Source organism: Kribbella monticola, assembly GCF_003261635.1.
GTDB classification, from domain to species: domain Bacteria; phylum Actinomycetota; class Actinomycetes; order Propionibacteriales; family Kribbellaceae; genus Kribbella; species Kribbella monticola.
The window spans coordinates 54,446-79,255 of record NZ_QFXK01000002.1 but is presented as its reverse complement, the minus strand read 5'-3'; the positions used below and the strand labels follow the sequence as shown (position 1 = coordinate 79,255).

Below are 24,810 nucleotides of genomic sequence, written 5' to 3'. Positions count from 1 at the left end.
GTCGTGGTCGCCCTGGTGTCGGGTGGTGTCGGGTACGCCGTTCACGACCGGGAACGGGATGCCCGGGCCAGGCCTCCCGTCACCACGACCGCCACCCCGCCGAAACATCCGAACCAGGGCAACACGCCGCCGTCGAAGACCGGGGCGGCGATCGCTGCGCGCCGGCTGGCCATCGACACCATCCTGCTCCGGCGGGCGCGTGCGGTCCGGATCGGCAACGAGAGCCTGTTCCTCCAGGACGTCGACCCGGCGAACGCGAAACTGCGTCAGCAGCAGAAGGTGCTGTTCGCGAACCTGGTCGAGATCGGGTTCGGCGAGATCGGTTACAGCCAGGCCGAGGAGCGCTTCGACGCGGACGCGGTGCGCGCGCACGGCACCACGACGTACCTCGTCCGGGTGCTGATGCGCTACCAGATCCCCAACGTCGACATGACTCCGGTGTCCACCGAGCTCGGCTACACCTTCGTCAACCGCGGCGGCCGCTGGATCCTGGCCGACGACAACGATCTCGACAAGGACCTCGGCCCGGGCGCGCACCAGGAGCCCTGGGATCTCGGCCGGATCGAGGTGCACCGCGGGCCGCGGGTACTGGTGCTGGTCGACAAGGGAGACACCAAGCGCGGCCGGTCGATCGTCACCGAGGCGACCGAGGCGCTGACCGAGGTCGCGGCGTACTGGCCGCGGAAATGGACCGGGTCGGTGCTGATCGCGGCGCTCGACGACACCGAGGTACGGGACGCCCGGTTCGCCGACGAGGACATCGAGTCGGCCGCGAGCGCGGGATCGACGTTCTCGTCGCTGCCCGGTGAGGACACCGCCGACGGGATCGTGGCCGGCGCCTACATCGTGGTGAACCCGAAGGAGCGCGACCGGATCGACGAGATCCTGCTGTCGCACGAGATCACCCACGTGGCGACCGCCGACCTCGGCGGGTACGAGCCGCTGTGGCTGGCCGAGGGCGCCGCGGAGTACGTGTCCTGGCGGGGGATCGAGGCGATCAGCGGACCCGGCGAGGTCGGCAAGTGGGAGCAGGAGGTCATCGACGACGCGATGCCCACGCTCAGCGCGCTGCCCACCGACGCCGGCTTCTACCAGACCAACACCGACGTGTACGGCGTGAGCTGGCTGGCCGTCCGCTTCCTGGTCTCCCGGATCGGGCTGCAGCCGGTCGAGGACCTGTACGAAGACCTGGCCCGCAACGGTACCGATCAGGCGGCCCGGGACCGCATCCTGCTGACCAGGAGTGGGTACACGGAAGCCTCGTTGTGGCTGGCACTCAAGGACTATCGCCCGCCACGCTGAGTGGCGGATTGACCTCGGGAAGTCAGACAGGCAGGCTCGGAGGGTTCCGTCCGAGCTGAGGAGGCGTACAGATGAGTCTGTTGCGAACGAAGACGATCGAGCAGTCGATCGCGGACACCGACGAGCCGGAGTACCAGCTCAAGAAACGCCTCAACGCCCTCGACCTGACCGTCTTCGGGATCGGCGTCATCATCGGGGCGGGTATCTTCACGCTGACCGGGCGCGCGGCGAAGGCTTATGCCGGGCCCAGTATCGCGTTGTCCTTCGTCCTTGCTGCGGTCTGTTGTGCGCTGGCCGCCTTGTGTTATGCCGAGTTCTCCTCCACCGTCCCGGTCTCCGGATCGGCGTACACGTTCTCCTACTTCTCGATCGGTGAGATCTTCGCCTGGATCATCGGCTGGGACCTGCTGCTGGAGTTGATGCTCGGGGCAAGTGTGGTCGCGCAGGGCTGGTCGACGTACGCGAAGTTGTTCCTCGAGGAGATCGGGCTCGGCTGGCCGGACTCGATCGGGCCCGACAGCAACGTGAACGTGCTGGCAATGCTGCTGATCCTCGTGCTGGCGACGCTGGCGACGATCGGCATCAAGGAGTCGCTGCGGGTCAACCTGGCGCTCGTTGCGGTGAAGCTGTTCGTCGTGCTGTTCGTGATCATCGCCGGGCTGTTCTACATCAAGGCCTCGAACCTGACCCCGTTCATCCCGCCGAGCGTTCCGGCCAAGAGCGGCGACGTCACCATCACCACTCCGTTGTTCCAGGCACTGTTCGGCTTCACGCCGTCGACGTTCGGGGTGATGGGGCTGGTGTCGGGGGCGTCGCTCGTGTTCTTCGCGTTCATCGGGTTCGACGTGGTCGCGACCACCGCCGAGGAGGCGAAGAACCCGCAGCGCGACCTTCCGCGCGGCATCATCGGCTCGCTGGCGATCTGCACGGTGCTGTACGTCGCGGTCTGCATCGTGATCACCGGCATGGTCAAGTACTCCGACATCAGTGGCGAGGCGGCGCTCGCGGAGGCGTTCAAGTCGGTCGGCAGGCCGGGCTTCGCGACGCTGATCTCGGCCGGCGCGGTGGCCGGTCTGACCACGGTCGTGCTGACGTTGATGATCGGCGCCGCCCGGGTCGTGTTCGCGATGAGCCGGGATCACCTGGTGCCGGCCAAGCTGGGCAAGACGCACCCGAAGTTCGGTACGCCGTACCGGTTGACGATCGGGATCGGCATCGTCGTGGCGATCGTGGCCGGCGTGACGCCGATCGGCAAGCTGGAGGAGATGGTGAACATCGGCACGCTCGCCGCGTTCACCCTGGTGTCGATCGCCGTACCGCTGCTGCGCCGGAGCCGCCCCGACATCGAGCGCGCGTTCAAGGTCCCGGGTAATCCGGTGGTGCCGATCCTCGCGGCGCTCATCTGCATCTACCTGATGCTGAACCTGTCGCTGGAGACCTGGCTACGGTTCGCGATCTGGATGGTGCTCGGCTTCGTCTTCTACGGCCTCTACGGGTACCGCAAGAGCCGCGCCGGCGAGACCGAGCGCACCGGCGAAAGCACCCGGGCCTGACCAGCTCCTTTGACCGGCCGCGTCCTCGGTGATCACGAGGGCGCGGCCGGCGTCGGCTTCGGGAGTAGGATCCCCTCGCTCGGCAACGGGGCGAGGAGAGCTGGATGAGCAAGCGGGGGCGACTGATCGCGGGTCTCGCGGCGCTCGCCGTCGCGAGTACTGCGGGAGTCGTCGCGGCGACTCGCGGTGATCACGGTTCGCCCGGCGCGGGTGCGGCGGTTGCCGTCGAGGCGACGCCCAAAGGCGCGTCGGATGCCGACAAGGCTGCTCGCAAGCGTGAGGTCGACGTGCTCCTCGCGCAGCGGGCGACCGCCGTACTGAAAGGCGATCTCAAGGGGTTCCTGGCGATCGTCGATCCGAAGCAGCCGGCGTTGGTCAGCGAGCAGCGGACGCTGTTCACCAACCTGCGGGAGTTCCCGTTCACCAAGCTCAACTACTTCGTGGATGCCGAACGCGAGGCGCCGGCGGTGGTGGCGAAGTACGGCGCCGGTACGTTCTCGGTCCGGGTGATGATGCGGTACCAGTTGACCGGGCTCGACAACGCGCCGGTGCAGACCGACCTCGGCTACTCGCTCACCCGGCGCGACAACCGCTGGGTGCTGGTGTCCGACACCGCGCTCGACGAATACCTGAGTCGCGACGGTCACCGGCAGCCGTGGGACTACGGCGAGATCTCGGTGACGCGTCGCGACAATGTGGTCGTGGTCGTCGAGAAGGCTGAGGCGACGCTCGGCGCGCAGATCGCGCGGAGTTCGCAGGGCGCGGTCGACGCCGTCCTCCGGCATTGGTCGCGGCCGTGGAACGGTGCCGTGATGGTCGTCGCGATGCGCGAGCCGCAGGTGATGAGTCTGCTCTGGACGGCCGGTCGGGGCGACGGCTGGACCATCGCCGCGAAGGCAGTCAGCCTGTACGACGGGGAGCCGCTCGGCCTGAAGACCACGGCGCCGGTCGGAGCCCGGATCGTCGTCAACCCGGCGTACCGCAAACGCACCGACGAGGATCTGCTCGTCCACGAAATGACGCACGTCGCCACCGCGTCGATGAACCACCGGACGCCGATCTGGCTGGTCGAAGGACTCGCCGAATACGTCCGCTGCCGCTCGATCGAGGACGACCCGCACTGGACGGTCGACCCGTACCGCAAACGCGTCCGCTCGAAGTACCTGCCGTCTTTGAAGGCACTTCCGACCACCGCCGACTTCGACGCCAACAGCGACCGCGCCTACGGCCTCTCCTGGTGGACCACGGAATACCTGGCGGCAACAAAAGGCACAAAAGCTCTGACAGCCTTGTACGCCGACCTATCCGCCCACAACACCACCCCGGTCGCCTACGAAACAATCATCAAAAGGCACACCGGCAAAACCCCAACTGCTTTGGCCGCGGCCGTGAAGAATTGGCGCGGCTGATTCGTCGTACTGAGTGCTGGGGGGCGGCGTGGGCTTCCGGTCCGCGCCGGCCCCCAGCGGTTCTCAGGTGAGGCCGGCGATGCCCTTGGGGAGGAAACGCTTGCCGTTGACCTTCTCGGAGATACCCGAGCGGTCGAGGTACGGGGTGATGCCGCCCAGGTGGAACGGCCAGCCGGCGCCGAGGAGGAGACAGAGGTCGATGTCCTGGGGTTCGGCGACGACGCCTTCGTCGAGCATGATGCGGATCTCTTCGGCCAGGGCGGTGAGTACCCGGCTGCGGAGTTCCTCGGGCGTGGACGGCTTGTCGCCGACGGTGACGATCGCCTCGACCTCCGGGTCGACCGACGGCTTGCCGTCGGCGCTCCAGACGTAGAACGAACTCTTGCCAGCGGCAACGACCTTGGCGAGGTTCTCCGACACCGCGAAGCGATCCGGGTACGACCGGTTCATCGTTTCCGCGACGTGCAGCGCAACGGGGAGACCAACGAGCTGCAGCAGGACGAACGGCGGCATCGGCAGCCCGAGAGCCGACAAAGCCTTGTCAGCAAGCGGAATCGGCGTACCTTCGTCGACCGCCGCGCTGACCTCTCCGAGGAAGCGGGTCAGCAGCCGGTTCACCACGAACGCCGGTGCGTCCTTGACCAGCACGCACGACTTCTTCAACGTCTTGCCGACAGCGAAAGCCGTCGCCAGCGACGCGTCGTCGGTCTGCTCGGCGCGGATGATCTCCAGCAGCGGCAGCACCGCGACCGGGTTGAAGAAGTGGAACCCGACCACGCGCTCCGGGTGCTCCAGTTCGGCAGCCATCGCGGTGATCGACAGCGAGCTGGTGTTGGTCGCCAGGATCGCGTCCGGCCGGACGATCTTCTCCAGATCGGCGAAGATCTTCTTCTTCAGTTCGAGTTCCTCGAAGACCGCCTCGATCACGAAGTCGGCGTCCGCGAAGACAGCACGGTCCACAGAACCGCTGACCAAAGCCTTCAGCTGAGAAGCCTTGTCCGTCCGCAGCCGGCCCTTGCCGAGCAGCTTGTCGATCTCGCCGTGCACGTATCCGACGCCGCGGTCGACACGCTCCTGATCGAGGTCGGTCAAGACGACCGGCACCTCCAGCCGGCGTACGAACAGCAGGGCGAGCTGTCCTGCCATCAGACCGGCGCCGACGACACCGACCTTCGTCACCGGCCGCGCGAGCGACTTGTCGGGCGCGCCGGCGGGACGCTTGGCCCGCTTGTTCACCAGGTCGAAGGCGTAGAGCCCGCTGCGGAGTTCCTCGCTCATGATCAGGTCGGCGAGCGCCTCGTCCTCGGCCGCGAATCCACGGTCGCGATCGTTGTCGCGAGCCGCCGCGATCAGGTCCAGGGCCCGGTACGGCGCGGGCGCGGCACCGCTGACCTTCAGGTCCGCAAAAGCCTTGCCCCGGGCAACGGCCGCGTCCCAGGCGTCGCCCCGGTCGATCTCCGGGCGCTCGACGACGACCGACCCGGTCAGCACCTTGCTTGCCCACAGCAACGACTGCTCGAGGAAGTCGGCGGAATCCAGCAGGACGTCGCCGATGCCCAGCTTCACCGCCTCGGGACCGCTGAGCATCTTGTTCTGGTTCAGCGCGTTCTCGACCACGACCTTGACGGCCTTGTCGGCGCCGATCAGGTTCGGCAGCAGGAAGGCGCCGCCCCAGCCCGGCAGCAATCCGAGGAAGACCTCGGGCGTCGAGATCATCCCGGCCGCGACCGAGACGGTCCGGTACGACGCGTGCAGCGCGACCTCGAGTCCGCCGCCGAGCGCGACGCCGTTGACGAACGCGAACGAAGGCTTCCCGCCGTCCTGCAGTTTGCGCATCACGCCGTGGCCGATCCGGCCCAGGTTGAGCGCCTGCTCGCGATCGGTCAGCTTCGGTACGCCGGTCAGGTCGGCGCCGGCCGCCAGGATGAACGGCTTGCCGGTGATGCCGATGGCAACGATCTCGTCGCGGGCCAGCGCCGCCTCGATCGCCTTGTCCAGCTCGGCCAGACCGCGCGGGCCGAAGGTGTTCGGCTTGGTGTGGTCCTGGCCGTTGTCGAGCGTGATGAGCGCCATCGTGCCGGCCTTGTTCGGCAGCACGACGTCGCGCGAGGGCGCGAGCGTGACGAGCTCGTCGTTCTCGATCGCGACCGCTTCGTCGATCAGTTCCTGCAGACTCATGCGGCTGCCCCTTCGAAGTGCGGGTTCTCCCAGATGACAGTGCCGCCCATGCCGAGGCCGACGCACATGGTGGTGAGGCCGTACCGCACCTCGGGCCGCAGCTCGAACTGCTTGGCCAACTGGTTCATCAGCCGGATGCCGGACGAGGCCAGCGGGTGTCCGTATGCGATCGCCCCGCCGTACGGGTTCACCCGCGGGTCGTCGTCGGCGATGCCGTAGTGCTCGAGGAAAGCCAGCACCTGTACGGCGAACGCCTCGTTCACCTCGAACGCCTGGATGTCGTCGATGGTCAGGCCGGCCAGCTTCAGCGCCTTCTCGGTCGCGGGGACCGGACCGATGCCCATCACCTCGGGCTCGACGCCGACGAAGCCGTACGAGACCAGCTTCATCTTCGGCGTCAGGCCGAGTTCGGCGGCTGCCTCCGCGGAGGTCAGCAGGCACGCGGTGGCGCCGTCGTTGATACCGGCCGAGTTGCCCGCGGTGACCCGGCCGTGCGGGCGGAACGGGGTCTTGAGCTTGGCCAGGTCTTCCATCGTGGTGCCCGGGCGCATCGGCTCGTCGGTGGTCGCGTAGCCCCAGCCGTGCTCGGCCGAGCGGGTCGCGATCGGGACCAGGTCCGGCTGGATCAGGTCGTTCGCGTACGCCTTGGCGGCGCGCTCCTGGGAGGCGACCGCGAACGCGTCCACCCGCTGCTTGGTGATCGTCGGATACCGGTCGTGCAGGTTCTCGGCGGTCGAACCCATGACCAGCGCGGAGGTGTCGACGAGCTTCTCGGAGATGATCCGCGGGTTCGGGTCGACGCCTTCGCCCATCGGGTGCCGGCCCATGTGCTCGACGCCGCCGGCCACGACCACGTCGTACGCGCCGAAGGCGATCCCGGCGGCGGTGGTGGTGACAGCGGTCATCGCGCCTGCGCACATCCGGTCGATGGCGTAGCCGGGCGTGGTGTTCGGCAGACCGGCCAGCAGTGCGGCGGTCCGGCCGATGGTCAGGCCCTGGTCGCCGATCTGGGTGGTGGCCGCGATCGCAACCTCGTCCACCTTCTCCGGGGGCAGCGACGGGTTCCGCCGGAGCAGTTCCCGGATGCACTTGATCACGAGGTCGTCGGCGCGCGTCTCGGCGTACTGGCCCTTGGCCTTGCCGAACGGGGTGCGAACGCCGTCGACGAACACGACATCGCGGATCTCACGGGGCACGAGGCCCTCCTCTGTGGTTCAGGGATGTGGAGCAGGTTCGATGCTACCCGTCGGTAACACAACCGCCCAGCAGGCACGCCTGTGCCGCTGCTCACAAGCGCGCTCCGAAAGCGGCGCGAGCCGGTCTCGCCAGGGCGTGGCATCAGGCGGGGATCAGGCGCATGCTGGAAGTCAGGTACGTCCTGGAACCGTCGGGACCCACGTGCTTCGCTGGAGCAAGTAATGGACAAACACGAACTGACTGTCCCGGTGCTGTCCCGGGGCAAGCACCGCAACCCCCGCAAGGGCGCCTGCTTCATGGAGTTCGCCTCGTACCTCGCAGGTGAACCCTGGTCGGACCACCCGGCCTGCACGCACCCACTCCTCGCCGGAGTCGCCCGCGACGTCAACGACTGTACGACGGACGCCGGGCGCGCCCGGCTCGCTCCGCTGATCCCGTCGGTCATCGGGCTGACCCCGGACGACCCACGCGTCGTACCGCGGATCACTGCCCGGTGCATCCAGCACGCGCTGCCCGTGGTGTCGCAGGAGCGGCAGTACGTGCTCGCTGTCGCGTTGCTGGTGGGGGAGCGCCACCTGGCCGAGCTGGATGGGCGACCGCTCGACAGCATGCAGCCGGAGTCGCAAGCAGCACTGGAGGCCGTCCCTGCGGCTGCCAAGTGGGCGAGGACCTTCACAGCGAAGGCACGCCGGGGTCGCGCCGACTACAGCCGTCGTACGGCGCCGCGAGCGGTGTCGTGCGCTGTCGAAGGCATCTCCCAGGCCTGCGTGTCGAACGCCGACGACCGGTTGTTCGACCTGCTGAGCTCGGCGATCGCCGAGGCGCAGAGCTGGATGCCAGCTCCAGTGGTCGTGGAACCTACTGTTGTGGAGGTCGAACGCGAGTCGACGCGCACTCACTAGAGCGGTTGTGGCGAGGTTCTCACGGCGGTGACGTGTGCACCGACGTAGGCTCACTCTGTGACCTTGGAGATCGACACTGGTACCGGACTGATGCCGGTGCACATCTGGGAACCTACTAGCGGCACCGGACCCGGGATCCTGCTCTTGCAGGAGATCTTCGGCGTCTCGGACTACATCCAGCAGCGCGCGTTCGACCTGGCGGCGCTCGGGTATTACGTGTTGGCCCCCGAGATCTACTGGCGCCTCGACGACACCGAGCTGGACGAGTCCGCACCCGACCTGCTCGAGCGAGCGGTCGCGGTGATGAGCCGCGTCGACTGGGACCTCGCCGTGTCCGACTCCGTTGCCGCCCTGGAGTACCTGCGCGGCCGCGACGAGGGCGTCGGCATCGTCGGCTTCTGCTTCGGCGGCGGGCTCGGGTACAACGTCGCCGCGGTGTCGCAGCCCGACGTACTCGTCAGCTACTACGGGTCCGCTCTGCCGCGCCTGCTCGACCTCCAGGTCGACGCACCGAGCCTGCACCACTTCGGCGAAGCGGACGCCTATCTGGGCGACGACCTCGATCGCATCATCAAGGCGATCGACACCCCCGAGAACGAGATCTACCGGTACCCGGGCGCCGACCACGCGTTCGACAACCCGCTCCCGGCCTTCCACCACGCCGAGGCCTCGGCCCTGGCGTGGCAGCGCACCACCGAATTCCTGTCCCGCCACCTCCCAACCGATCGAGGACCTCGATGAGCCTGTACGACATCCCGCTGCAAACCCTGTCCGGTGCGGACACCAGCCTCGCCGACTACAAGGGCAAGGCGGTGCTGGTCGTCAACGTCGCCTCCAAATGCGGCCTGACCCCGCAGTACGAAGGTCTGGAGAACCTGCAGAAGCGCTACGCGTCGCGCGGCTTCACGGTGCTCGGCGTGCCCTGCAACCAGTTCGGCGGCCAGGAGCCCGGCACCGCCGAAGAGATCGAGACGTTCTGCTCCACGACGTACGGCGTGACGTTCCCGATGCTCGCCAAGCTCGAGGTCAACGGCGAGAACCGCCACCCGCTGTACGCCGAACTCACCACGACACCGGACGCAGCCGGCGAGGCCGGCGACATCCAGTGGAACTTCGAAAAGTTCCTGGTGAGCCCGGAAGGGACAGTCGCCGCCCGCTTCCGCCCGCAGACCCAGCCCGAGTCGGACGAGGTCGTCAACGCCATCGAGACGCAGCTGACGGCCTGAAGTTCCGTACTACGAGCGCCGGCGAGGTAATCGCCGGCGCTCGAGTGATTTTCCCCGGTCGCCGCCTCCTGCGTCGGCGCGCTCCTGCCCACCCGCCCCGGTACTTGCTGCTCCTGCGTCGCAGCTGGTTGAAGGCGAGCCGCCGCGCCGAGGTGGATGCTGTCGGGAGTCCGTGGTGAGAGCCCGGGTCGCCTGCCTCCTACGTCGGCGGCTCCTGCCCACCCGCCCCGGGGCTTGCTGCTCCTGCGTCGCAGCTGGTCGAAGGCGAGCTGGTGCGCCGAGGGGGTTGCTGTCTGCGGTGCTGTGGTTGGAGCCCAGGTCGCCCGCCCGCGTACTTGCTGCTCCTGCGTCGCACCTGGTTGAAGGCGAGCCGGTTGAGGTGAGATGCGGTCGTTCGGCCCTTCATGTCATCCCCGCGCGATGTTGGGTACCAGAGCAGGTATGCGGCATCACGACCTCATCGTCATCGGCGCGGGCTCAGGCAATCTCGTCATCACCGACGCGTTCTCCAAGCTCGACGTCGCCATCGTTGAGGAGCGGCGCTTCGGTGGGACGTGTTTGAACTACGGCTGCATCCCCTCCAAGATGCTCGTCTACGCCGCCGACATCGCCCGAACCGTCCGTGATGCCGGGCGGTACAACGTCGACGCCGAACTACTCCGGCTCCGATGGACAGATCTCCGGGACCGCGTATTCAACCGCCTCGACGCCGAAGAGGCAAACGGTCGTGCCGGCCGGGAGGAGAGCGACTTCGTCACGGTCTATCGCGATCACGCGCGCTTCCTCGGCCCCAAGTCGCTGCAGCTCGGGTCCACCCCCGTGCACGCCGATCAGATCGTGATCGCTGCCGGTGGGCGTCCGACGGTCCCACCGCCCGTCAGCGAATCCGGGCTGCCCTACGAAACCTCCGACACCATCATGCGGATCGACACGCCACCACACCGGCTCGCGATTCTCGGTGGTGGCTACATCGCCGCCGAGTTGGCTGAGGTCTTCGCGGCGGCCGGCAGCGAGATCGTCATCGTCGAACAGGCCGAGCGTCTTCTCGGCCCGCAGGACGAAGCCGTCGCGAAAGCCCTTACAGAGTTGGCGGGGGAGCGGTTCGAGCTTCGGCTCGGGCGCGAACTGAAGAAGCTCGAAGGCGAACCCGGTGCCCTCCGATTGGTCCTCGACGACGGGGCGGTCGTCGAGGCCGACACTCTGCTGGTCGTCGTGGGCCGGACGCCGAACAGCGACGGGCTCGATCTCGACAAAGCCGGGATCAAGACGTACGACGACGGCCGGATCGTCGTCGACGAGTATCAGCGAACCGATGCCGACGGCGTCTATGCGCTCGGCGACATCTGTTCGCCGTACCCGTTGAAGCATGTTGCGAATCGGGAGGCCGAGGTGGTCGCTCACAACCTGCTGCACCACGACGACCTGCGAGCGACCGACCACGACGTCGTACCGGCTGCCGTTTTCACTAGTCCACAGATTGCGTCCGTGGGGGCGACCGAGCAGGACTGCCGGGAGGCGGGGCGCGATTATGTTGCCGCCAGCCACCAATACGCGGATGTCGCCTACGGGTGGGCGATGGAGGACACCACCGGCTTCTGCAAGGTGCTCGCTGATCGCCGTACCGGGCGGTTGCTGGGCGCGCACATCATGGGTCCGCAGGCCGCAACCCTGATCCAGCCGTTGGTCGTCGCCATGACGCTGGACGTCGACACTCGGTCGCTGGCCGAGCGGCCGTACTGGATCCACCCCGCGCTCACCGAAGTCATCAGCAACGCATTGCGCGACCTCAACCAGAAGCTCGCCCGGTGAAGACCGAATCGGCGCTGAGGAGGAAGGCGTCAGGTCGGCGCAGGATGCCTTCCTGAGCGTCCGGATCGACCAGTACGCCGAGTGTCCGGTGGTCGTCCTCGTCCAGAGCTTCGGTCATCGTGTCGCGGAGGCGCCTCAGGTGCTCGCGGAGGTAACCGCGGGCGGCATCGGTCAGCGGCGCCGGGAGATCGAGAAGGGTGGCGAAGCTTCGTACGTCGGTCAGCCCCGCGCCGGCCAGCATCGCGGGCCAGTCCTCGATCACCGAGATCGAGCCGGGAAGCTCGGCCCGCATGGCCTCGAACCAGGACTCCTGGACAGCGTCGAGCCGCGCCAGCAGACCCGGACGGCCGATGCCGATGTCGCGCGGGAGATAGCGCATCGGCAGGCCCGCCTCGGAGACAGCGAGTACGCCGGAAGGCCGTAGTACGCCAGCCAGTTCTTGCAGCGCGGCCTGCTGGTCGCCGAGGTGGTGCACGGCTCGGCTGCTCCACACCAGGTCGGCCGACCCGAGGCTTCCGGGCAGACCCGGTAGCTCGGCCTGGACGGTGGTCACCCGCCGGCCGAATCCGAGCCGGTCGGCGCGGGCGACGACGCGGTCGAGCAGGCCGGGCGTCGGGTCGACGGCGACCACTTCGGCGGTCGGGAAGATCTCGGCGAACACGCACGTCATCACGCCCGGTCCACTGCCGATGTCGAAGATGCGGGTGGGATGCGTCAGCAGTTCGGCCAGCCGCGACGCCGTACTGCGAAGGGCCGGGAGATGCAGTTCGCCGTTGGTCTCCAGGTTGTCGGCCATCGCCTCCCAGTCCAGCTCGGTGTCGTGCCCGTGGCCGTGACCATGTCCGTGCCCGTGGCCGGAGGTGGTGTCTGTGCTCATGCGGACGAGCCTGCGCCAGTACGCCGACACCCGGCAACTTTTGTTGCTGTTTCTGGAAATTGTTGCTGTTTCCGGAAAAAGACCCGGAAACAGCCAAACGCGCCGATACTGACAGTCATGGGACACGGCGGCATCGAGGCGGTGGTTGCGGCGCTGCAGGAGCGGCTCGACACGTTGACGCCGGCGGAGGAGACGCGGCGGGAGTTCCTCGCGACCTATCAGCGGACGACGACCGCGGTGGCGGGGGCCGTGGACCGGGGAGTGTTCGAGGATCCGGAGTGGGTCGAGGCCTGGGACGTCGTCTTCGCCGACCTGTATCTGAAAGCCTTCGACGCAGAGCGGTCCGGCGGTGCGGGCGTGTCGCGGCCTTGGCGGCTGGCCTTCGATGCGCCGGCGGACCTGCCGCCGTTGCGGCAAGTGTTGCTGGGCATCAATGCGCACGTCAACTACGACCTGCCGCAGGCATTGCTGGCAGTGATACCGGTCGAGCAGTTCGACGACCCGGCGCTGCTGGAGAGCAGGCGTCGCGATCACGAGCGGATCGACGGCGTACTCGCCGATCGGGTGGCAGCCGAGGACGCCGAGCTGGCGACCAAGTCGGCACGGACCCTGCTGGATCGTGCCCTCAGACCGCTCAATCAACGGGCGTCCAAGCGATTCCTGCAGGAGTCGCGGCGGAAGGTCTGGCACAACACCGTCGAGCTTCATCACGCGCGGCTGATTTCGCCCGAGGCCTACGCGGTCCGGCTCGCCGAGCTAGAACTGCTCAGCGCCGCGAAGATCGCCGACCTGCTCGCCCCGGGCCAGGTCCTGTTACGCCTGGCCGTGGCCGGCTTCGGCGTCGTACTCCCACCGCCGGCCTGAGCACCGGTACTGCGTACGTGTCAATTGATCGCGGTCGGGCGCTTGACGGTCCTGTGCAGCCGGACCTGCCGCGACAACAGCACGATCGAGGCGAAGAACAACGCCGAGAAACCGATCAGCATCGGCCAAGCGAAAGGCTTGGAGGAGTCGAGCTGGTCATGCGCCCGCAACGCCGCGAGCAGGATCAAGCCGACCATCACCAGTTCGACCTCGAGCATCCGCCGCAACGTCGACCAGCGCTGGATTCCGAGACCGGCGGCGCCCAGGCACCACACAGCAGCCAACGTCCGGCACGACAACGGGGTGAGTGCCCACGGCCACAAATCCAGGAACGTCGACGGCGACAGGAACATCGCCGCCCCTTGCAGAAGAGCCAGTACGCCGACCGCCGCGATGCCGGCCCGCACGAACCGAGGGAGTAAGTCGTCCGGGTTGTCGGCGTAACGGCGGTTGGCCAACCAGGCGCCGAACACGAGGGGCGGCGCGGCGAAGTACAGAGCTGTCCAGATCCAGAAAGCCGCATTCGAGTGGCTGAACTTGCCCCAGTGCAGCACGGTCGCCACTCCCAGCAGTGACGCGAACACCGTGACCGCCAACATCCCGGGCGCCAGGACGTGCCAGCGCCGCTCCAACGCCGCGCGGACGAAGAAGTACGCGCCGCCGAGGTACGCCGAGGCGAGCACCATCGCGGTCATCGTCGGTCGCAGCGGCCAGGCCCACAGTCGCGCCGTGTGCAGCGGGAACAGGTACAGAATCACGAACCCGGCCAACAGGAACGGCACGATGCACAGCGACAGCACGCGTGTGTACCGCAGCACCCGATCATCAGAAGCGTTCATCGAATCCCCCTCCCTCGACGATCGACCTGGCACTCGCGCCGGTCAAGCCCCCCGTCGATTACGGAGCCCTTAGCCTGGAGACGACGAGCTGGAGGCGCGGGTGGCAGCACAGGGGAAGGTGATCGTCGCCGGTGGCAGTGTGGCGGGTCTGCTCGCAGCGCGCGCCGTGGCCCACCAGGCTGCATCGGTCGTCGTACTGGAGCGCGAACGGTTGACGGATGCCGTCGCACCGCGGGGGCATGTGCCGCAGGGTCGCCATCAGCATCTCCTGCTGGCAGCCGGTCTGGCTCTGCTTCGCGAGTGGTTTCCCGGTATCGGGGAGGAGCTCGAGTCGCTCGGAGCGGTGCCCGTCGACGGACAGGGGGCATGGGTCTACCAGGGCGGCGCCTACCGCGCTCGAGGCGACTGGGGTCCGCCGGTGCTGTGCATGACCCGTCCGCTGCTCGAGCACGTGATCCGCGCGCGAGTCGCGGCCCTTCCCGGCGTTCGGATCGAGGACGGTGTACTGGTCGAGCGAGTCGTCGTCGAGGGACCGGACACCGTCGGAGGGCGGCGCGTGACAGGGGTTGTGGCCGACGGCATCGACCGGGCGGCCGATCTGGTCGTCGATTGCTCGGGGCGTAACTCACGCATCGCGCACGACCTGGCAGCGTCCGGGCTGCTCGCGCCACCGGTGACCCGGATCGGCATCGACATCGGCTACGCGTCCTTCCAGATGCGCCGGTCGCCGGGTGATCTCGACGGCGGTTTCGTTGCCTGCGTCGACAATCCGGGCAGCTTCCGTGCCGGATCGGTGCTGCCGGTGGAGAACGATCGCTGGCAGGTGACGCTGGCGGGGGTGCACGGCGACGTCCCGCCCGCCGACGAGGACGGTATGCGAGCCTTCGCCGACTCATTGCCCAGTCCCGTCGTCGGTCAGCTGGTGAACCGTTGCGAGCGCGTCTCCGAGATCTCGACGTACCGGTTCCCGTCGAGCCAGCGACGCCACTACGAGAAGACACCACTGCTGCCAGGTCTCGTCACGCTCGGCGATGCCTCGAGCAGCTTCGACCCGATCTACGGTCAGGGCATGTCATCGGCGGCTCTGCAGGCCCGGGCTTTGAAGGAGGAGGCCCAGGGTGTCGGCCTGTTTTCGCCGGAGCTGCCCCGAAGATTCCACCGTAAGGCCGCTCGCGTCATCGACGGACCCTGGCGTATCGCCGTCGGCGGAGACTTCGGACACCCCGCGACGGTAGGGGCACGTCCACGCGGTACCGCCCAGCTGAACGGCTACCTCGGGATGGTCATCCGCGCCGCCCATGTGTCCGTCCCCGTGGCACGCGCCTTCAACGGAGTGCTGCAGCTGGCCGTCCCCCCGACGGTGCTGCTGCGCCCGGACATCATCATCCGCGTACTACGTGACGCTCGTCGCTCGCCGGTCAGCTCCGGCGAAACGATCCAGCACCCTCGCGTCGGCACGGCGCGATGAGCAGCTGAGAAATCAGTCGAGCGACTCAGGCGGAGCGGGTGCCTCGGTGGCGAGCGCCTCGGTGAGAACCTCGGCGGTCAGGGCGATCTGCCATTCCCGTGCGTTGTGCTCGCGGAGGAAGGTCGTTACGGCCGCCAGATCGGCGTCGGCCGGGGGAGTCCAGGCGAGCCGCCGGATCGTGTCGGGTGACAGCAGGTTCTCCGTCGGCAACCGGTGTGCCTCGGCGATCTCGCTCACGGCCGACCTTGCCGCGGACAACCGGGCGGCGGCGTCGGGGTCGCGGTCGGCCCAGGCGCGGGCCGGCGGCGGACCGTCGTACCGGGGGCCCTGCTTGGGGAGCTCCGACTCGGGCAGGCGACGGGCGTGGTCGATCGCCTCCCACCAGGTCCGCATGTGCCGGTGCGCGCCGCGTCCCTTGAACGCGGTCAGTCGCTGCAGCGTCTCCCGATCGGCCGGCATCGCGGCTGCGGCCTCGACGATGGCGGCGTCCGGCAGGATCCGGCCGGGGGAGATGTCGGCGGCCGCGGCGATCTGGTCGCGGGCCTCCCACAAGGCGCGCACGACGGCCAGGCTGCGCCGGTTGCGAACCCGGTGCATACCCGACGTACGGCGCCACGGGTCCGGCTTGGGTTCGCGGGGCGGCGCGGCGAGGATCGCGGCGAACTCCTGCTCGGCCCACTCCCACTTGCCTTCGCGGCGGAGCTCGGCCTCGATCTCGTTGCGCAACTCGATCAGCATCTCGACATCGAGGGCCGCGTAGACCAGCCACGGGCCGGGCAGTGGGCGGGTCGACCAGTCGGCGGCCGAGTGCTCCTTGCGCATCTTGTAGCCCAGGACCTCGCTGACCAGCGAGGCCAGGCCGACCTTCGGGTATCCGAGCAGGCGGCCGGCCAGTTCGGTGTCGAACACCTTGCGCGGCACCATCCCGACCTCGGCCAGGCAGGCCAGGTCCTGGTTGGCGGCGTGGATGATCCATTCCGCGTCGACGATCGCGTCACCGAGCGCGGACAGGTCCCCGAACGGGATCGGGTCGACGAGCGCGGAGCCCGAACCCTCCCGGCGCAGCTGCACCAGGTAGGCACGGTGGGAGTACCGATAGCCCGAGGCGCGCTCGGCATCGACCGCGACCGGGCCGGTGCCGGCGCGGAAGGCCTCGACGACCTCGGCCAGCGCGGCGTCGGTCTCGATCACCTCGGACAGTCCGTCGCGCAGTTCGAGCAGTGGCAGGTTCTCGGTCGGGTCGTCCGGGACGGGCGGCTGCTGCTGGGTCTCGGCCGGGCTCATCGGCCCCGCTGACCGCGCCGGGTCGGCATCGCGACGACGCCCGGCGGAACCGGCGGCAGGCCCGCCGCCGTACAGAGCACCTCGCCCCAGGCCTCGGCGTGCTGGGTCACGTCGACCGCGCCGTCCTGGCCCGGGACCGGGCTCCAGGACGCGCGGATCTCGATCTCCGCCGTCGCGTCGTCGTCGGCCATCCCGCCGAAACTTTCGGATACCACCCGGGTGACGGTACCGCTCGGGGCCAGGAAGTCGGCACCCCGGTCGGTCAAAGCCTCGATCAGCCAGGTCCAGCCCACGCCGCCGAGCAGCGCGTCGGTCACCATCTCCGGCTCGACGGCAGCACGCACGTACGCGACACAGCGGAAGGTCGACTGCCAGGCGTCGTTCCCGGCCGGGTCGTAGAGGACGACCAGACGGCCGGTGGCGACATCGTCACCGTCGACCGTCACATCGGCGCTGACCGCGGCCGCGTGCGGTGCGATCCGCTGCGGTGCGGGCATCTCCTCGACGAAAACCTCGGGCCGGAACCGAGCTTCACGCAGTTGCGTCAAGGCCTCGGCGAACTCCGCGGGTGGCGCGTCGACCTGCTTGCGGGCACCCATGCTTCGCAGCCTACGACTGATTACTCACCGACGCCGGTGACGACGCGCCGGTGACGGCATCCGGGCATGGGATCATCGGTCTCGTGCCCGTGACGCAATCTTCTCAATCACCCGTAGCTACCGAGGCTCTTGCCGAGTCCGCCTTCCTGCTGGCCGCCCGGGGCGAACCCGTGCCGCACACACCTGTTTGGTTCATGCGCCAGGCGGGTCGCTCGCTGCCGGAGTACCGGGCGATCCGCGAAGGCATCACGATGCTCGAGTCCTGCATGCGACCCGACCTCGTCGTGGAGATAACGCTGCAGCCGGTACGCCGTTACGGCGTCGACGCGGCGATCTTCTACTCCGACATCGTGCTGCCGCTCAAGGCGGTCGGCGTCGACCTGGAGATCCAGCCGGGAGTCGGCCCGGTCGTCGCGTCGCCGGTCCGGTCCGCCGCGGACCTGGCCGCCGTCCGGCCGGTGACGCCCGCCGACGTCTCGTACATCACCGAGTCGGTGCAGGAGCTCAAGGCCCAGCTCGGCGGTACGCCGCTGATCGGGTTCGCGGGCGCGCCGTTCACGGTCGCGTCGTACCTGGTCGAGGGTGGGCCGAGCAAGGACCACGCGAAGACCAAGGCTCTGATGTACTCGGATCCTTCGTTGTGGCATGCGCTGGCGGATCGGCTCGCGGATGTGGCGATCGCCTACCTGTCGATCCAGATCGAGGCCGGCGCCTCGGCGATCCAGCTCTTCGACTCGTGGGCGGGCGGGTTGTCCGCGCGCGACTACGCCCGGTTCGTGCAGCCGCACTCCGCGAAGGTGTTCGCAGCGCTCGAGCAGTACGGCGTACCGAGGCTGCATTTCGGGGTGAACACCGGTGAGCTGCTCGGTCTGATGAGCGAAGCCGGTGCCGACGTGGTCGGGGTCGACTGGCGAGTCCCGCTCGACGAGGCCGTACGCCGGATCGCCGCGGCCGGCGGATCGCCCAAGCCGGTCCAGGGCAACCTCGATCCGGCCCTGCTCGTCGCGGGCTGGGAATCCATCGAGCCCGAGATCGACCGGATCCTTGCCGAGGGCAAGGCGGCCCCCGGCCACATCTTCAACCTCGGCCACGGCGTACCCCCGACCGCCGACCCCGAGGTCCTGCACCGGGTGGTCAAGGCGGTACACGCAAAGTCAACAACCCGTGCCTGAAACAGAGGCCGCGGCAATCGGCGGTGGTGGGCTTCCTCCGGGGGTTCAGCTTGAGCGGCTGCGGGCGGGCCATGCCGACGAGGTGCTCGCGTTCGAGGTCGAGAATCGTGACTACTTCGCGGCGCGGATCGCCGACCGCGGTGACGACTACTTCGCCGAGTTCGGTGAGCGGCACGCTGCGCTGGTCGCCGACCAGGAGGCGGGCGAGCTTCACTTCCATGTGCTGGTGGACGACGAAGGCTGCGTGATCGGGCGGGTGAATCTGGTCGACGTGGCCGATGGCTCCGCCGAGCTCGGCTATCGGATCGCGGAGCGTGCAACCGGTCGTGGACTCGCGACCGCGGCCGTGCGTGAGGTGTGCATCCTCGCGGCCCGCGACTACGGCTTGACCGAGCTGCGAGCAGGCACGAGCGCCGCCAACAAAGCTTCGAGAGCTGTGCTGGAGCGGAACGGCTTCGTGCAGGTCGGCGAGCCAACGACGGGCGACCGGCCCCAGGTCTTCTACACCCGTCAGCTGGACGGTTGAGCAGTCTGATGTGATGGGCCTGTGGAGCCTAGGTCGGTAGTCGTTGTCGGTGGCGGGATCAGCGGGCTGGCGGCGGCGTACGCGCTGGCGACCGGGCCGAATCCGCCCCGGATCACCGTGCTGGAGTCGTCTCCGCGTCTGGGCGGCAAGCTGGCGGGCGCCGAGTTGGAGGGTGTGCCGGTCGACCTGGGTGCCGAGTCCGTACTGGCTCGTCGTCCCGAAGCCGTCGACCTGATCAAGGCTGTCGGGCTGGCCGACGACGTGGTGCATCCGGCAACGACCTCGGCCGGGCTGTGGATCGGCGACCGGATCCGCGCGATCCCCCCGACGGTGATGGGTGTGCCGACCTCGGCCGACGCGACTGTCGACGTACTGGGTGCTGAGGCTGCCGCGACGGTGGCGGCCGAGTCGTCGCTACCGGAGCCGGCGCTCACCGAGGACGTAGCGATCGGCCGCTTCGTCGCCGAACGCATGGGCTCGGCGGTGACCGACAAGCTGGTCGACCCGCTGCTGGGAGGTGTGTACGCCGGCCGGGCCGACGAGATCTCGCTCGCCGCGGCCGTGCCCGACCTCTTCACCAAGCTGAAGACCGCCCCGAGCCTGCTGGCGGCCACCGCCGAGCTGCGCGAGCTGAGCCAACGTCGCGCCGCTGAGGGGGCGCCGGTCTTCGCGGGCATCCGCGGCGGTATCCATCGACTCATCGAGGCGCTGGAGAAGGACCTACTCGCACGCGGTGTCACGCTGCAACGCAACGCGACCGTACGCCGAATCAGCCGTGCGGCATCCGGTGGCTACGCGCTGGAGGCCGGCCCTGTGCCCGCGCCCACTCTCCTGCAAGCCGATGCGGTCGTCGTAGCCGTCCCCGCTACACCGGCCGGGCGCATGCTGGCCGACTTGGTGCCGCAGGCGTCGACCGAGCTGGCGGCGATCGAGTACGCGAGCATGGCGATCGTGACCCTTGCCGTGCGCAAGGAGGACTGGCCCGCTGCGGCAACAGGTTCTGGGTTCCTCGTACCGACAGTGGAGGAGCACACGATCAAGGCGTCGACCTACTCGCACGCCAAGTGGCAGTGGAGCGCTGAGGCCGGGGGAGACCTCGCGGTACTGCGGTGCTCGGTCGGGCGGCTCGGTGAGGAGTACGTGCTCCAGCGCTCCGACGAGGAGCTCACAGCGCTCGCTGCTGGCGACCTGCGCTCCGCAGTGGGGTTGGACGCGCCCGTAGTCGCCTCTCTGGTGACTCGATGGGGCGGCGGGCTTCCGCAGTACGCCGTAGGGCATTTAGGCCGCGTGGACCGCGTTGAAGCCGCTGTGGCGGAGCATCCTGGGCTGGCGGTGTGCGGCGCGGCGTACAGAGGTGTCGGTATCGCGGCCTGTGTCGCTGCGGCCGGCAAAGCGGCAACCCAGGTGCAGGCTCACCTGGACGCGTTAGGGACAATGGCGGAGTGACCGAGACGAAGCCGAAGGCGCGCGAGCTGAACAACGTGATCCGCTACACCCTGTGGTCGGTGTTCAAGGTGGAGACGCCGCTGGGTGACGTCGACCGGGACGAGCTGGCCGCCGAGCTGGCGGAGCTGGTCGGCAAGCTGGCCGCGGACGACGTGGTGATCCGCGGCTTCTACGACGTCGAGGGGTTCCGCGCGGACGCCGACTTCATGATCTGGTGGCACGCGCCGACGTCGGACGCGCTGCAGAAGGCTTACCACGCACTGCGCCGCTCGCGGCTCGGGCGGCACCTGGCGCCGATCTGGTCGCAGTTCGCGCTGCACCGGCCGGCCGAGTTCAACAAGTCGCACATCCCGGCGTTCCTGGCCGATGAGGAGCCGCGGGCCTACATCTGCGTGTACCCGTTCGTCCGGTCCTACGAGTGGTACCTGCTGCCGGACGAGGAGCGCCGGTTCATGCTGGCCGAGCACGGGAAGATGGCGCGTACCTACCCCGACGTACGGGCCAACACGGTGGCGTCGTTCGCGCTCGGTGACTACGAGTGGATCCTGGCGTTCGAGGCCGACGAGTTGCACCGGATGGTCGACCTGATGCGTGACCTGCGCGCCTCGACCGCGCGGCGGCACGTGCGCGAGGAGATCCCCTTCTACACCGGCAAGCGGACCGAGCTCGGCGAGCTGGTCGCGAACCTCGCGTGACCACGCAGCGCAAGGCCTTCCCGGTCCTGTACGTCGGTAGCGTCCGCAGGTCGGTGGAGTTCTACGTCCTGCTTGGCTACGAGCTGCGCTACCAGTTCCCGCTCGAAGGTGAGCCGCACTACGTCGGCCTGGAACGCGGCGAGTCCTCCTTGGGCATTGCCGACTCCAGTTGGCCAGAGGCCCAGCTCGGTATCACCGTCGGCACCGCACCGCGCTTCGAACTCTTCGTGTACGTCGACGAGGTCGACAGCGACGTGGAGACATTCCGCGCCGCCGGCTATACCGTCCTCCAGCCTCCGGCCACCATGCCCTGGGGCGAACGCCAGGCCTACATCGCCGACCCCGACGGCAACCCGGTAGCCCTCGCCACCCCGATCTGACAGCGCGCCCGCACGAAGCCCAGCGCCCCGGACGAAGCCCAGCGCCCGGACAAAGGTCAGCGCGTCACCCCGTCGTACGGAGTGACGCGCTGAGGGGAGTTGCTACTCCGCGGGAGCCAGGGACAGGCTGACGGAGTTGATGCAGTAGCGCAGGTCGGTGGGGGTGCCATAGCCCTCGCCCTCGAAGACGTGGCCGAGGTGCGAGCCGCAGTTGGCGCAGCGGACCTCGACGCGCTTCATGCCGAGGTCGTGGTCCTCGATGTACTCGACCCGGTCCTCGGCCAGCGGAGCGAAGAACGACGGCCAGCCGCAGTGCGAATCGAACTTGGTCTCGCTGCGGAACAGCTCCGCGTCACACGCCCGGCACTTGTAGACCCCGACCGTCTTGGTGTCGGTGTACTCACCGGTGAACGGCCGCTCGGTGCCCGCCTTGCGCAGTACCTGGAACTCCGCCGGCGACAACTCGGCCCGCCACTGCTCGTCGGACTTCTGTACGGTGTACTGCCGGGTGTTGCCCTCTGTCATGCGTCCTCCTCAGTCGAGGAGCCGGCGACCCAAGGTCTACCGGCTCCTCTCCATTATCGGCGGCCTGACAAACGAAACCCCGTCACAGCGACCGCCGTAAGACTCCCGTCATCGCGCTGTGAGCGGTGTCACTCACCGGTACCAGGACGGCAGCGGGATCACCTTGACCACCTGCGGGTCGTGGTCGCTGATCTGGTCGGGGAACTCGGCATTCATGTGCACGATGTCGTACGACGACGCCGGCTGCAGGTTCTTCGACATCAGGATCTGGTCGAGGATCTGGCTGTTCCCCTCGAAGACGTAGCTGTACCGCTGCGGCAACGGCAGCGTCTTCGGCAGGCTGATCAAACTCGTCTTGCCCGAGCCGATCAGGATGTCCGCGGTCTCGGAGAAGTCGAAGTCGTTCAGGTCACCGAGCACGATCACGTTTGCGCCGGTGTCCTTGGCGAGGATCTGGTCCACGAAGTCGCGCACGGCCTGCGCCTGCTGGTGCCGCTTCGGCGCGCTGGACTGGACCGGCGGCTGGAACCGGCCCCAGAGCGGGTCGTCGCCGCCCTTGGAGCTGAAGTGGTTGACCACCACGAACAGCGACTGACCGAGCCAGGTGAACTCGCCGGCCAGCGGGACCCGGGTGGCCGCCCAGGCCGGGTTGGCCGGGTCGACGCGGCCCGGTGACGCGCTCAGGTGCGGCCGGCCGAACCGGTCGGTGGTGATCGTGGTCGCCGTGGTCGAACCGCCGCCGGCCCGGTCGACGAACTTCACCGGCCGGTCGGTGCGGTACATGAACGCGACCCGGATGTTGCCGCCCGGCTCACCGCCCTCGGCGTTGTTCACCGGGTCGATCTGCCGCCACGCGTACTTCGGGCCGCCCGCGTTCACGATCGCGGTGGCCAGGGTGTTCAGGGTGAGGTCAGCGGCAGTGCTGCCTGAGTTCACCGCGCCGTCATTGTCCTGCACTTCCTCCAGGCCGAGGATGTCCGGTGCGGCGAGGTTCTTCACCACCGCCTGGGCCAGCCCGTCGAACTTGGCGGGGCCGTCGGACGGGTCCAGGTTCTCGACGTTGAACGTCGCCACCGAGACCTGGAGAGCAGAGGAGGCCGTCGTCTTTTCGCGCTGTACGCCGCCGTCGATCACGGTCGGCGTCTGCGTGACCTGGAACTTGTAGTTGCCGAAGCCGTAGTCCAGCACGCCGGTCACCGTCGGGGATCCGTCGGCGGCCGCGAGCTTGTCACCGGTCTTGGCGTCCGGGACGGGAGCCAGCACGTCGTCGAGCAGGATCCGCTCGGGGTTGCTGTCGGTCTTCTGCAGCAGGATGCCGCCGCGCACGGTCCGGACACTCGAACCAGCCGGTACTACGGAAAGCTCACGGAAGGAGCTGGTTGGGCCAGTTACCTCAGGAGAGTTGATACCCAGCCACATGCCCTCGAGCGACTCCCAGAAGTCCAGGCCGTCGGTGGCGGGCTCGAAGGTGCCCGTGGTCTCCACATCGCCCGTGGAGTCATCGTCGATCACGGTCGACGGGGGCACGCGGCCGCCCGGGCCGACGATGGTCGCCGCAGGGACCGGCGCCGTGCCGGTGACGGTGACCGTCGGGTTGGTGATCTCGGTCGTGGTCAGGTTGGTGGTGCCGCCCGAGCCGCCGGGGCGGAACTCCGCCACCGTGCCCTTGACCGTCACGGCGTCGCCGACAGCAACGGTCGGGGCCGAGCTGGTGAAGACGAACACGCCTTCGCTGGTGGCCGGGTTGTCGTCGGGCTGCGGGTCCTGGAACCAGAAGCCGTTGCCGCTCTTCGCGGTGACCACGCCGGTGACGTTGCCGACGAGTTTGCCGGTCAGCGGCGACCGGTGCGCGGCGCCCTGGACGTCGTGGATCTTGGCGTCGATCGGGTCGGGGTCCGGCGGGGTCGAGGTCAGCGTCTTGGGTGACGGGTTGGCCGCCGCGAACTCGGTGCCGTTGTTGTCCGCGTCCTTGGTCGGGTCCTTGCGTGTCGCCGAGGTGGTGTTCGAGGTGCCCGGCGCAGGGCTCGTCTCGGAGTCGTTCGCGCCGCCGTACCCGACGAAGTCGACGACGCCGTCCGCGGTGGCGCAGGCCGTCGTACAGGTCAGGCTCGTCGTGGAGGTGACCAAGGCGACCTTGCCCGCAGTGGCCGACATGTTCACGGTGCCGGTGGCATCCGGGGCCGGCAGCGGCTGGCCGTTGGTACCACCGGACGCGCCCTGGGCCAGGTAGACGCCGCCGGGAGCGATGCTGCCGGTCAGGGCGATCTTGTTGGTCCACGAGGTGCCGGCGGCCGACGCGTACTGGATCGACCAGCCGGTCAGGTCGACCGGGGAGCTGCTGTTGTTGGTCAGCTCGACGAAGTCGTTCGTGTAGGGAGCGCCGGAGTTGCCGCCGCCGCCGTACACCTCGGTGATCACCACGGTGGACGAGGCAGCGAGTGCCGGCGCGGCCGCGATCACGGCAGCTCCTGGCACGACGAGACTGGAAGTGATCACGAGGGCGCCCAGGCGGCGCCGTGATCGGTTCTGGGCAGACATGAGCCGGATTCTCACACCCGT

The 24,810-nt window shown here is 68.5% G+C and carries 22 protein-coding genes; 14 read left to right on the top strand and 8 right to left on the bottom strand.

Annotated features, from left to right (window positions below; all coding sequences use genetic code 11):
- The first annotated feature begins 3 nt into the window (after positions 1–3).
- From DIZ26_RS00935 to DIZ26_RS00925, 3 genes are all read left to right on the top strand, one after another.
- The gene (locus tag DIZ26_RS00935; RefSeq protein ID WP_232828069.1) at positions 4–1,302 is read left to right on the top strand and encodes a hypothetical protein; all 1,299 of its coding nucleotides are present in this window, start codon (positions 4–6) and stop codon (positions 1,300–1,302) included.
- 71 nt (positions 1,303–1,373) lie between these two features.
- Positions 1,374–2,855, top strand: a complete 1,482-nt coding sequence (locus tag DIZ26_RS00930; protein ID WP_112236660.1) for an amino acid permease — start codon at positions 1,374–1,376, stop codon at positions 2,853–2,855.
- A gap of 104 nt (positions 2,856–2,959) precedes the next feature.
- A complete protein-coding gene (locus DIZ26_RS00925; protein ID WP_112236659.1) occupies positions 2,960–4,264 on the top strand; it encodes a basic secretory protein-like protein in 1,305 nt (434 codons plus the stop codon).
- A gap of 63 nt (positions 4,265–4,327) precedes the next feature.
- Here DIZ26_RS00925 and DIZ26_RS00920 read toward each other — a convergent pair whose 3' ends face one another.
- A complete protein-coding gene (locus DIZ26_RS00920; RefSeq protein WP_112236658.1) occupies positions 4,328–6,442 on the bottom strand; it encodes a 3-hydroxyacyl-CoA dehydrogenase NAD-binding domain-containing protein in 2,115 nt (704 codons plus the stop codon).
- Entirely contained in the window at positions 6,439–7,638 is a 1,200-nt protein-coding gene (locus tag DIZ26_RS00915; RefSeq protein ID WP_112236657.1) for a thiolase family protein, read from the bottom strand. The genes DIZ26_RS00920 and DIZ26_RS00915 overlap by 4 nt, the downstream gene beginning before the upstream one ends.
- A gap of 222 nt (positions 7,639–7,860) precedes the next feature.
- Here DIZ26_RS00915 and DIZ26_RS00910 point away from each other — a divergent pair, with 222 nt between their 5' ends.
- From DIZ26_RS00910 to DIZ26_RS00895, 4 genes are all read left to right on the top strand, one after another.
- Complete coding sequence (locus DIZ26_RS00910; RefSeq protein WP_112236656.1) at positions 7,861–8,541, top strand: hypothetical protein; 681 nt, start codon at positions 7,861–7,863, stop codon at positions 8,539–8,541.
- 57 nt (positions 8,542–8,598) lie between these two features.
- Complete coding sequence (locus tag DIZ26_RS00905) at positions 8,599–9,282, top strand: dienelactone hydrolase family protein (RefSeq protein ID WP_112236655.1); 684 nt, start codon at positions 8,599–8,601, stop codon at positions 9,280–9,282.
- Entirely contained in the window at positions 9,279–9,767 is a 489-nt protein-coding gene (locus DIZ26_RS00900) for a glutathione peroxidase (protein WP_112236654.1), read from the top strand. Before DIZ26_RS00905 ends, DIZ26_RS00900 begins: the two co-directional genes overlap by 4 nt.
- Positions 9,768–10,208: 441 nt before the next feature.
- A complete protein-coding gene (locus DIZ26_RS00895; protein ID WP_112236653.1) occupies positions 10,209–11,576 on the top strand; it encodes a mycothione reductase in 1,368 nt (455 codons plus the stop codon).
- On the opposite strand, the gene DIZ26_RS00890 is transcribed toward DIZ26_RS00895, so the two are convergent.
- Positions 11,554–12,453, bottom strand: coding sequence for a class I SAM-dependent methyltransferase (locus DIZ26_RS00890; RefSeq protein ID WP_112236652.1), 900 nt, complete (start codon positions 12,451–12,453; stop codon positions 11,554–11,556). The two genes, DIZ26_RS00895 and DIZ26_RS00890, sit on opposite strands and share 23 nt — an antisense overlap.
- Positions 12,454–12,570: 117 nt before the next feature.
- Here DIZ26_RS00890 and DIZ26_RS00885 point away from each other — a divergent pair, with 117 nt between their 5' ends.
- Positions 12,571–13,317 (top strand): DUF5995 family protein, encoded by a 747-nt coding sequence (locus tag DIZ26_RS00885; protein WP_112236651.1) that lies wholly within the window; start codon positions 12,571–12,573, stop codon positions 13,315–13,317.
- A gap of 20 nt (positions 13,318–13,337) precedes the next feature.
- On the opposite strand, the gene DIZ26_RS00880 is transcribed toward DIZ26_RS00885, so the two are convergent.
- The gene (locus tag DIZ26_RS00880; RefSeq protein WP_157979519.1) at positions 13,338–14,156 is read right to left on the bottom strand and encodes a hypothetical protein; all 819 of its coding nucleotides are present in this window, start codon (positions 14,154–14,156) and stop codon (positions 13,338–13,340) included.
- Positions 14,157–14,256: 100 nt separating this feature from the next.
- Here DIZ26_RS00880 and DIZ26_RS00875 point away from each other — a divergent pair, with 100 nt between their 5' ends.
- On the top strand, positions 14,257–15,624 hold the full coding sequence (locus tag DIZ26_RS00875; protein WP_112236649.1) for an NAD(P)/FAD-dependent oxidoreductase: 1,368 nt from the start codon (positions 14,257–14,259) through the stop codon (positions 15,622–15,624).
- A 12-nt stretch (positions 15,625–15,636) separates the two neighbouring features.
- Here DIZ26_RS00875 and DIZ26_RS00870 read toward each other — a convergent pair whose 3' ends face one another.
- Complete coding sequence (locus tag DIZ26_RS00870; protein WP_112236648.1) at positions 15,637–16,908, bottom strand: HRDC domain-containing protein; 1,272 nt, start codon at positions 16,906–16,908, stop codon at positions 15,637–15,639.
- Positions 16,905–17,507 carry a DUF3000 domain-containing protein gene (locus DIZ26_RS00865; RefSeq protein ID WP_112236647.1) on the bottom strand — a complete coding sequence of 201 codons (603 nt, stop codon included), beginning with the start codon at positions 17,505–17,507 and terminating at the stop codon, positions 16,905–16,907. Before DIZ26_RS00865 ends, DIZ26_RS00870 begins: the two co-directional genes overlap by 4 nt.
- Positions 17,508–17,590: 83 nt before the next feature.
- On the opposite strand from DIZ26_RS00865, the gene hemE reads away from it, so the two are divergent.
- The 5 genes from hemE to DIZ26_RS00840 are packed head-to-tail and all read left to right on the top strand — an operon-like array spanning position 17,591 to position 21,726.
- Positions 17,591–18,679, top strand: coding sequence for a uroporphyrinogen decarboxylase (gene hemE, locus DIZ26_RS00860; RefSeq protein ID WP_232828068.1), 1,089 nt, complete (start codon positions 17,591–17,593; stop codon positions 18,677–18,679).
- Positions 18,672–19,205 carry a GNAT family N-acetyltransferase gene (locus tag DIZ26_RS00855; RefSeq protein ID WP_232828067.1) on the top strand — a complete coding sequence of 178 codons (534 nt, stop codon included), beginning with the start codon at positions 18,672–18,674 and terminating at the stop codon, positions 19,203–19,205. Before hemE ends, DIZ26_RS00855 begins: the two co-directional genes overlap by 8 nt.
- Before the next feature lie 21 nt (positions 19,206–19,226).
- Positions 19,227–20,651 carry a protoporphyrinogen oxidase gene (gene hemG, locus DIZ26_RS00850; RefSeq protein ID WP_112236646.1) on the top strand — a complete coding sequence of 475 codons (1,425 nt, stop codon included), beginning with the start codon at positions 19,227–19,229 and terminating at the stop codon, positions 20,649–20,651.
- Entirely contained in the window at positions 20,648–21,346 is a 699-nt protein-coding gene (hemQ, locus tag DIZ26_RS00845) for a hydrogen peroxide-dependent heme synthase (RefSeq protein ID WP_112236645.1), read from the top strand. Before hemG ends, hemQ begins: the two co-directional genes overlap by 4 nt.
- Complete coding sequence (locus DIZ26_RS00840; RefSeq protein ID WP_112236644.1) at positions 21,343–21,726, top strand: VOC family protein; 384 nt, start codon at positions 21,343–21,345, stop codon at positions 21,724–21,726. Before hemQ ends, DIZ26_RS00840 begins: the two co-directional genes overlap by 4 nt.
- Positions 21,727–21,828: 102 nt before the next feature.
- Here DIZ26_RS00840 and msrB read toward each other — a convergent pair whose 3' ends face one another.
- Together msrB and DIZ26_RS00830 are read right to left on the bottom strand one after the other, a co-directional pair.
- Positions 21,829–22,251, bottom strand: a complete 423-nt coding sequence (gene msrB, locus DIZ26_RS00835) for a peptide-methionine (R)-S-oxide reductase MsrB (RefSeq protein ID WP_112236643.1) — start codon at positions 22,249–22,251, stop codon at positions 21,829–21,831.
- A 132-nt stretch (positions 22,252–22,383) separates the two neighbouring features.
- On the bottom strand, positions 22,384–24,789 hold the full coding sequence (locus DIZ26_RS00830; protein WP_112236642.1) for a lamin tail domain-containing protein: 2,406 nt from the start codon (positions 24,787–24,789) through the stop codon (positions 22,384–22,386).
- Positions 24,790–24,810: the final 21 nt, after the last annotated feature.

Excerpts from the sequence above, each read along its gene's own strand:
- DIZ26_RS00930 (WP_112236660.1), top strand. The coding sequence starts at position 1,374 with ATGAGTCTGTTGCGAACGAAGACGATCGAGCAGTCGATCGCGGACACC.
- DIZ26_RS00925 (WP_112236659.1), top strand. The coding sequence starts at position 2,960 with ATGAGCAAGCGGGGGCGACTGATCGCGGGTCTCGCGGCGCTCGCCGTC.
- DIZ26_RS00920 (WP_112236658.1), bottom strand. The coding sequence starts at position 6,442 with ATGAGTCTGCAGGAACTGATCGACGAAGCGGTCGCGATCGAGAACGAC.
- DIZ26_RS00910 (WP_112236656.1), top strand. The coding sequence starts at position 7,861 with ATGGACAAACACGAACTGACTGTCCCGGTGCTGTCCCGGGGCAAGCAC.
- DIZ26_RS00900 (WP_112236654.1), top strand. The coding sequence starts at position 9,279 with ATGAGCCTGTACGACATCCCGCTGCAAACCCTGTCCGGTGCGGACACC.
- DIZ26_RS00895 (WP_112236653.1), top strand. The coding sequence starts at position 10,209 with ATGCGGCATCACGACCTCATCGTCATCGGCGCGGGCTCAGGCAATCTC.
- DIZ26_RS00890 (WP_112236652.1), bottom strand. The coding sequence starts at position 12,453 with ATGAGCACAGACACCACCTCCGGCCACGGGCACGGACATGGTCACGGC.
- DIZ26_RS00885 (WP_112236651.1), top strand. The coding sequence starts at position 12,571 with ATGGGACACGGCGGCATCGAGGCGGTGGTTGCGGCGCTGCAGGAGCGG.
- DIZ26_RS00880 (WP_157979519.1), bottom strand. The coding sequence starts at position 14,156 with ATGAACGCTTCTGATGATCGGGTGCTGCGGTACACACGCGTGCTGTCG.
- DIZ26_RS00870 (WP_112236648.1), bottom strand. The coding sequence starts at position 16,908 with ATGAGCCCGGCCGAGACCCAGCAGCAGCCGCCCGTCCCGGACGACCCG.
- DIZ26_RS00865 (WP_112236647.1), bottom strand. The coding sequence starts at position 17,507 with ATGGGTGCCCGCAAGCAGGTCGACGCGCCACCCGCGGAGTTCGCCGAG.
- msrB (WP_112236643.1), bottom strand. The coding sequence starts at position 22,251 with ATGACAGAGGGCAACACCCGGCAGTACACCGTACAGAAGTCCGACGAG.
- DIZ26_RS00830 (WP_112236642.1), bottom strand. The coding sequence starts at position 24,789 with ATGTCTGCCCAGAACCGATCACGGCGCCGCCTGGGCGCCCTCGTGATC.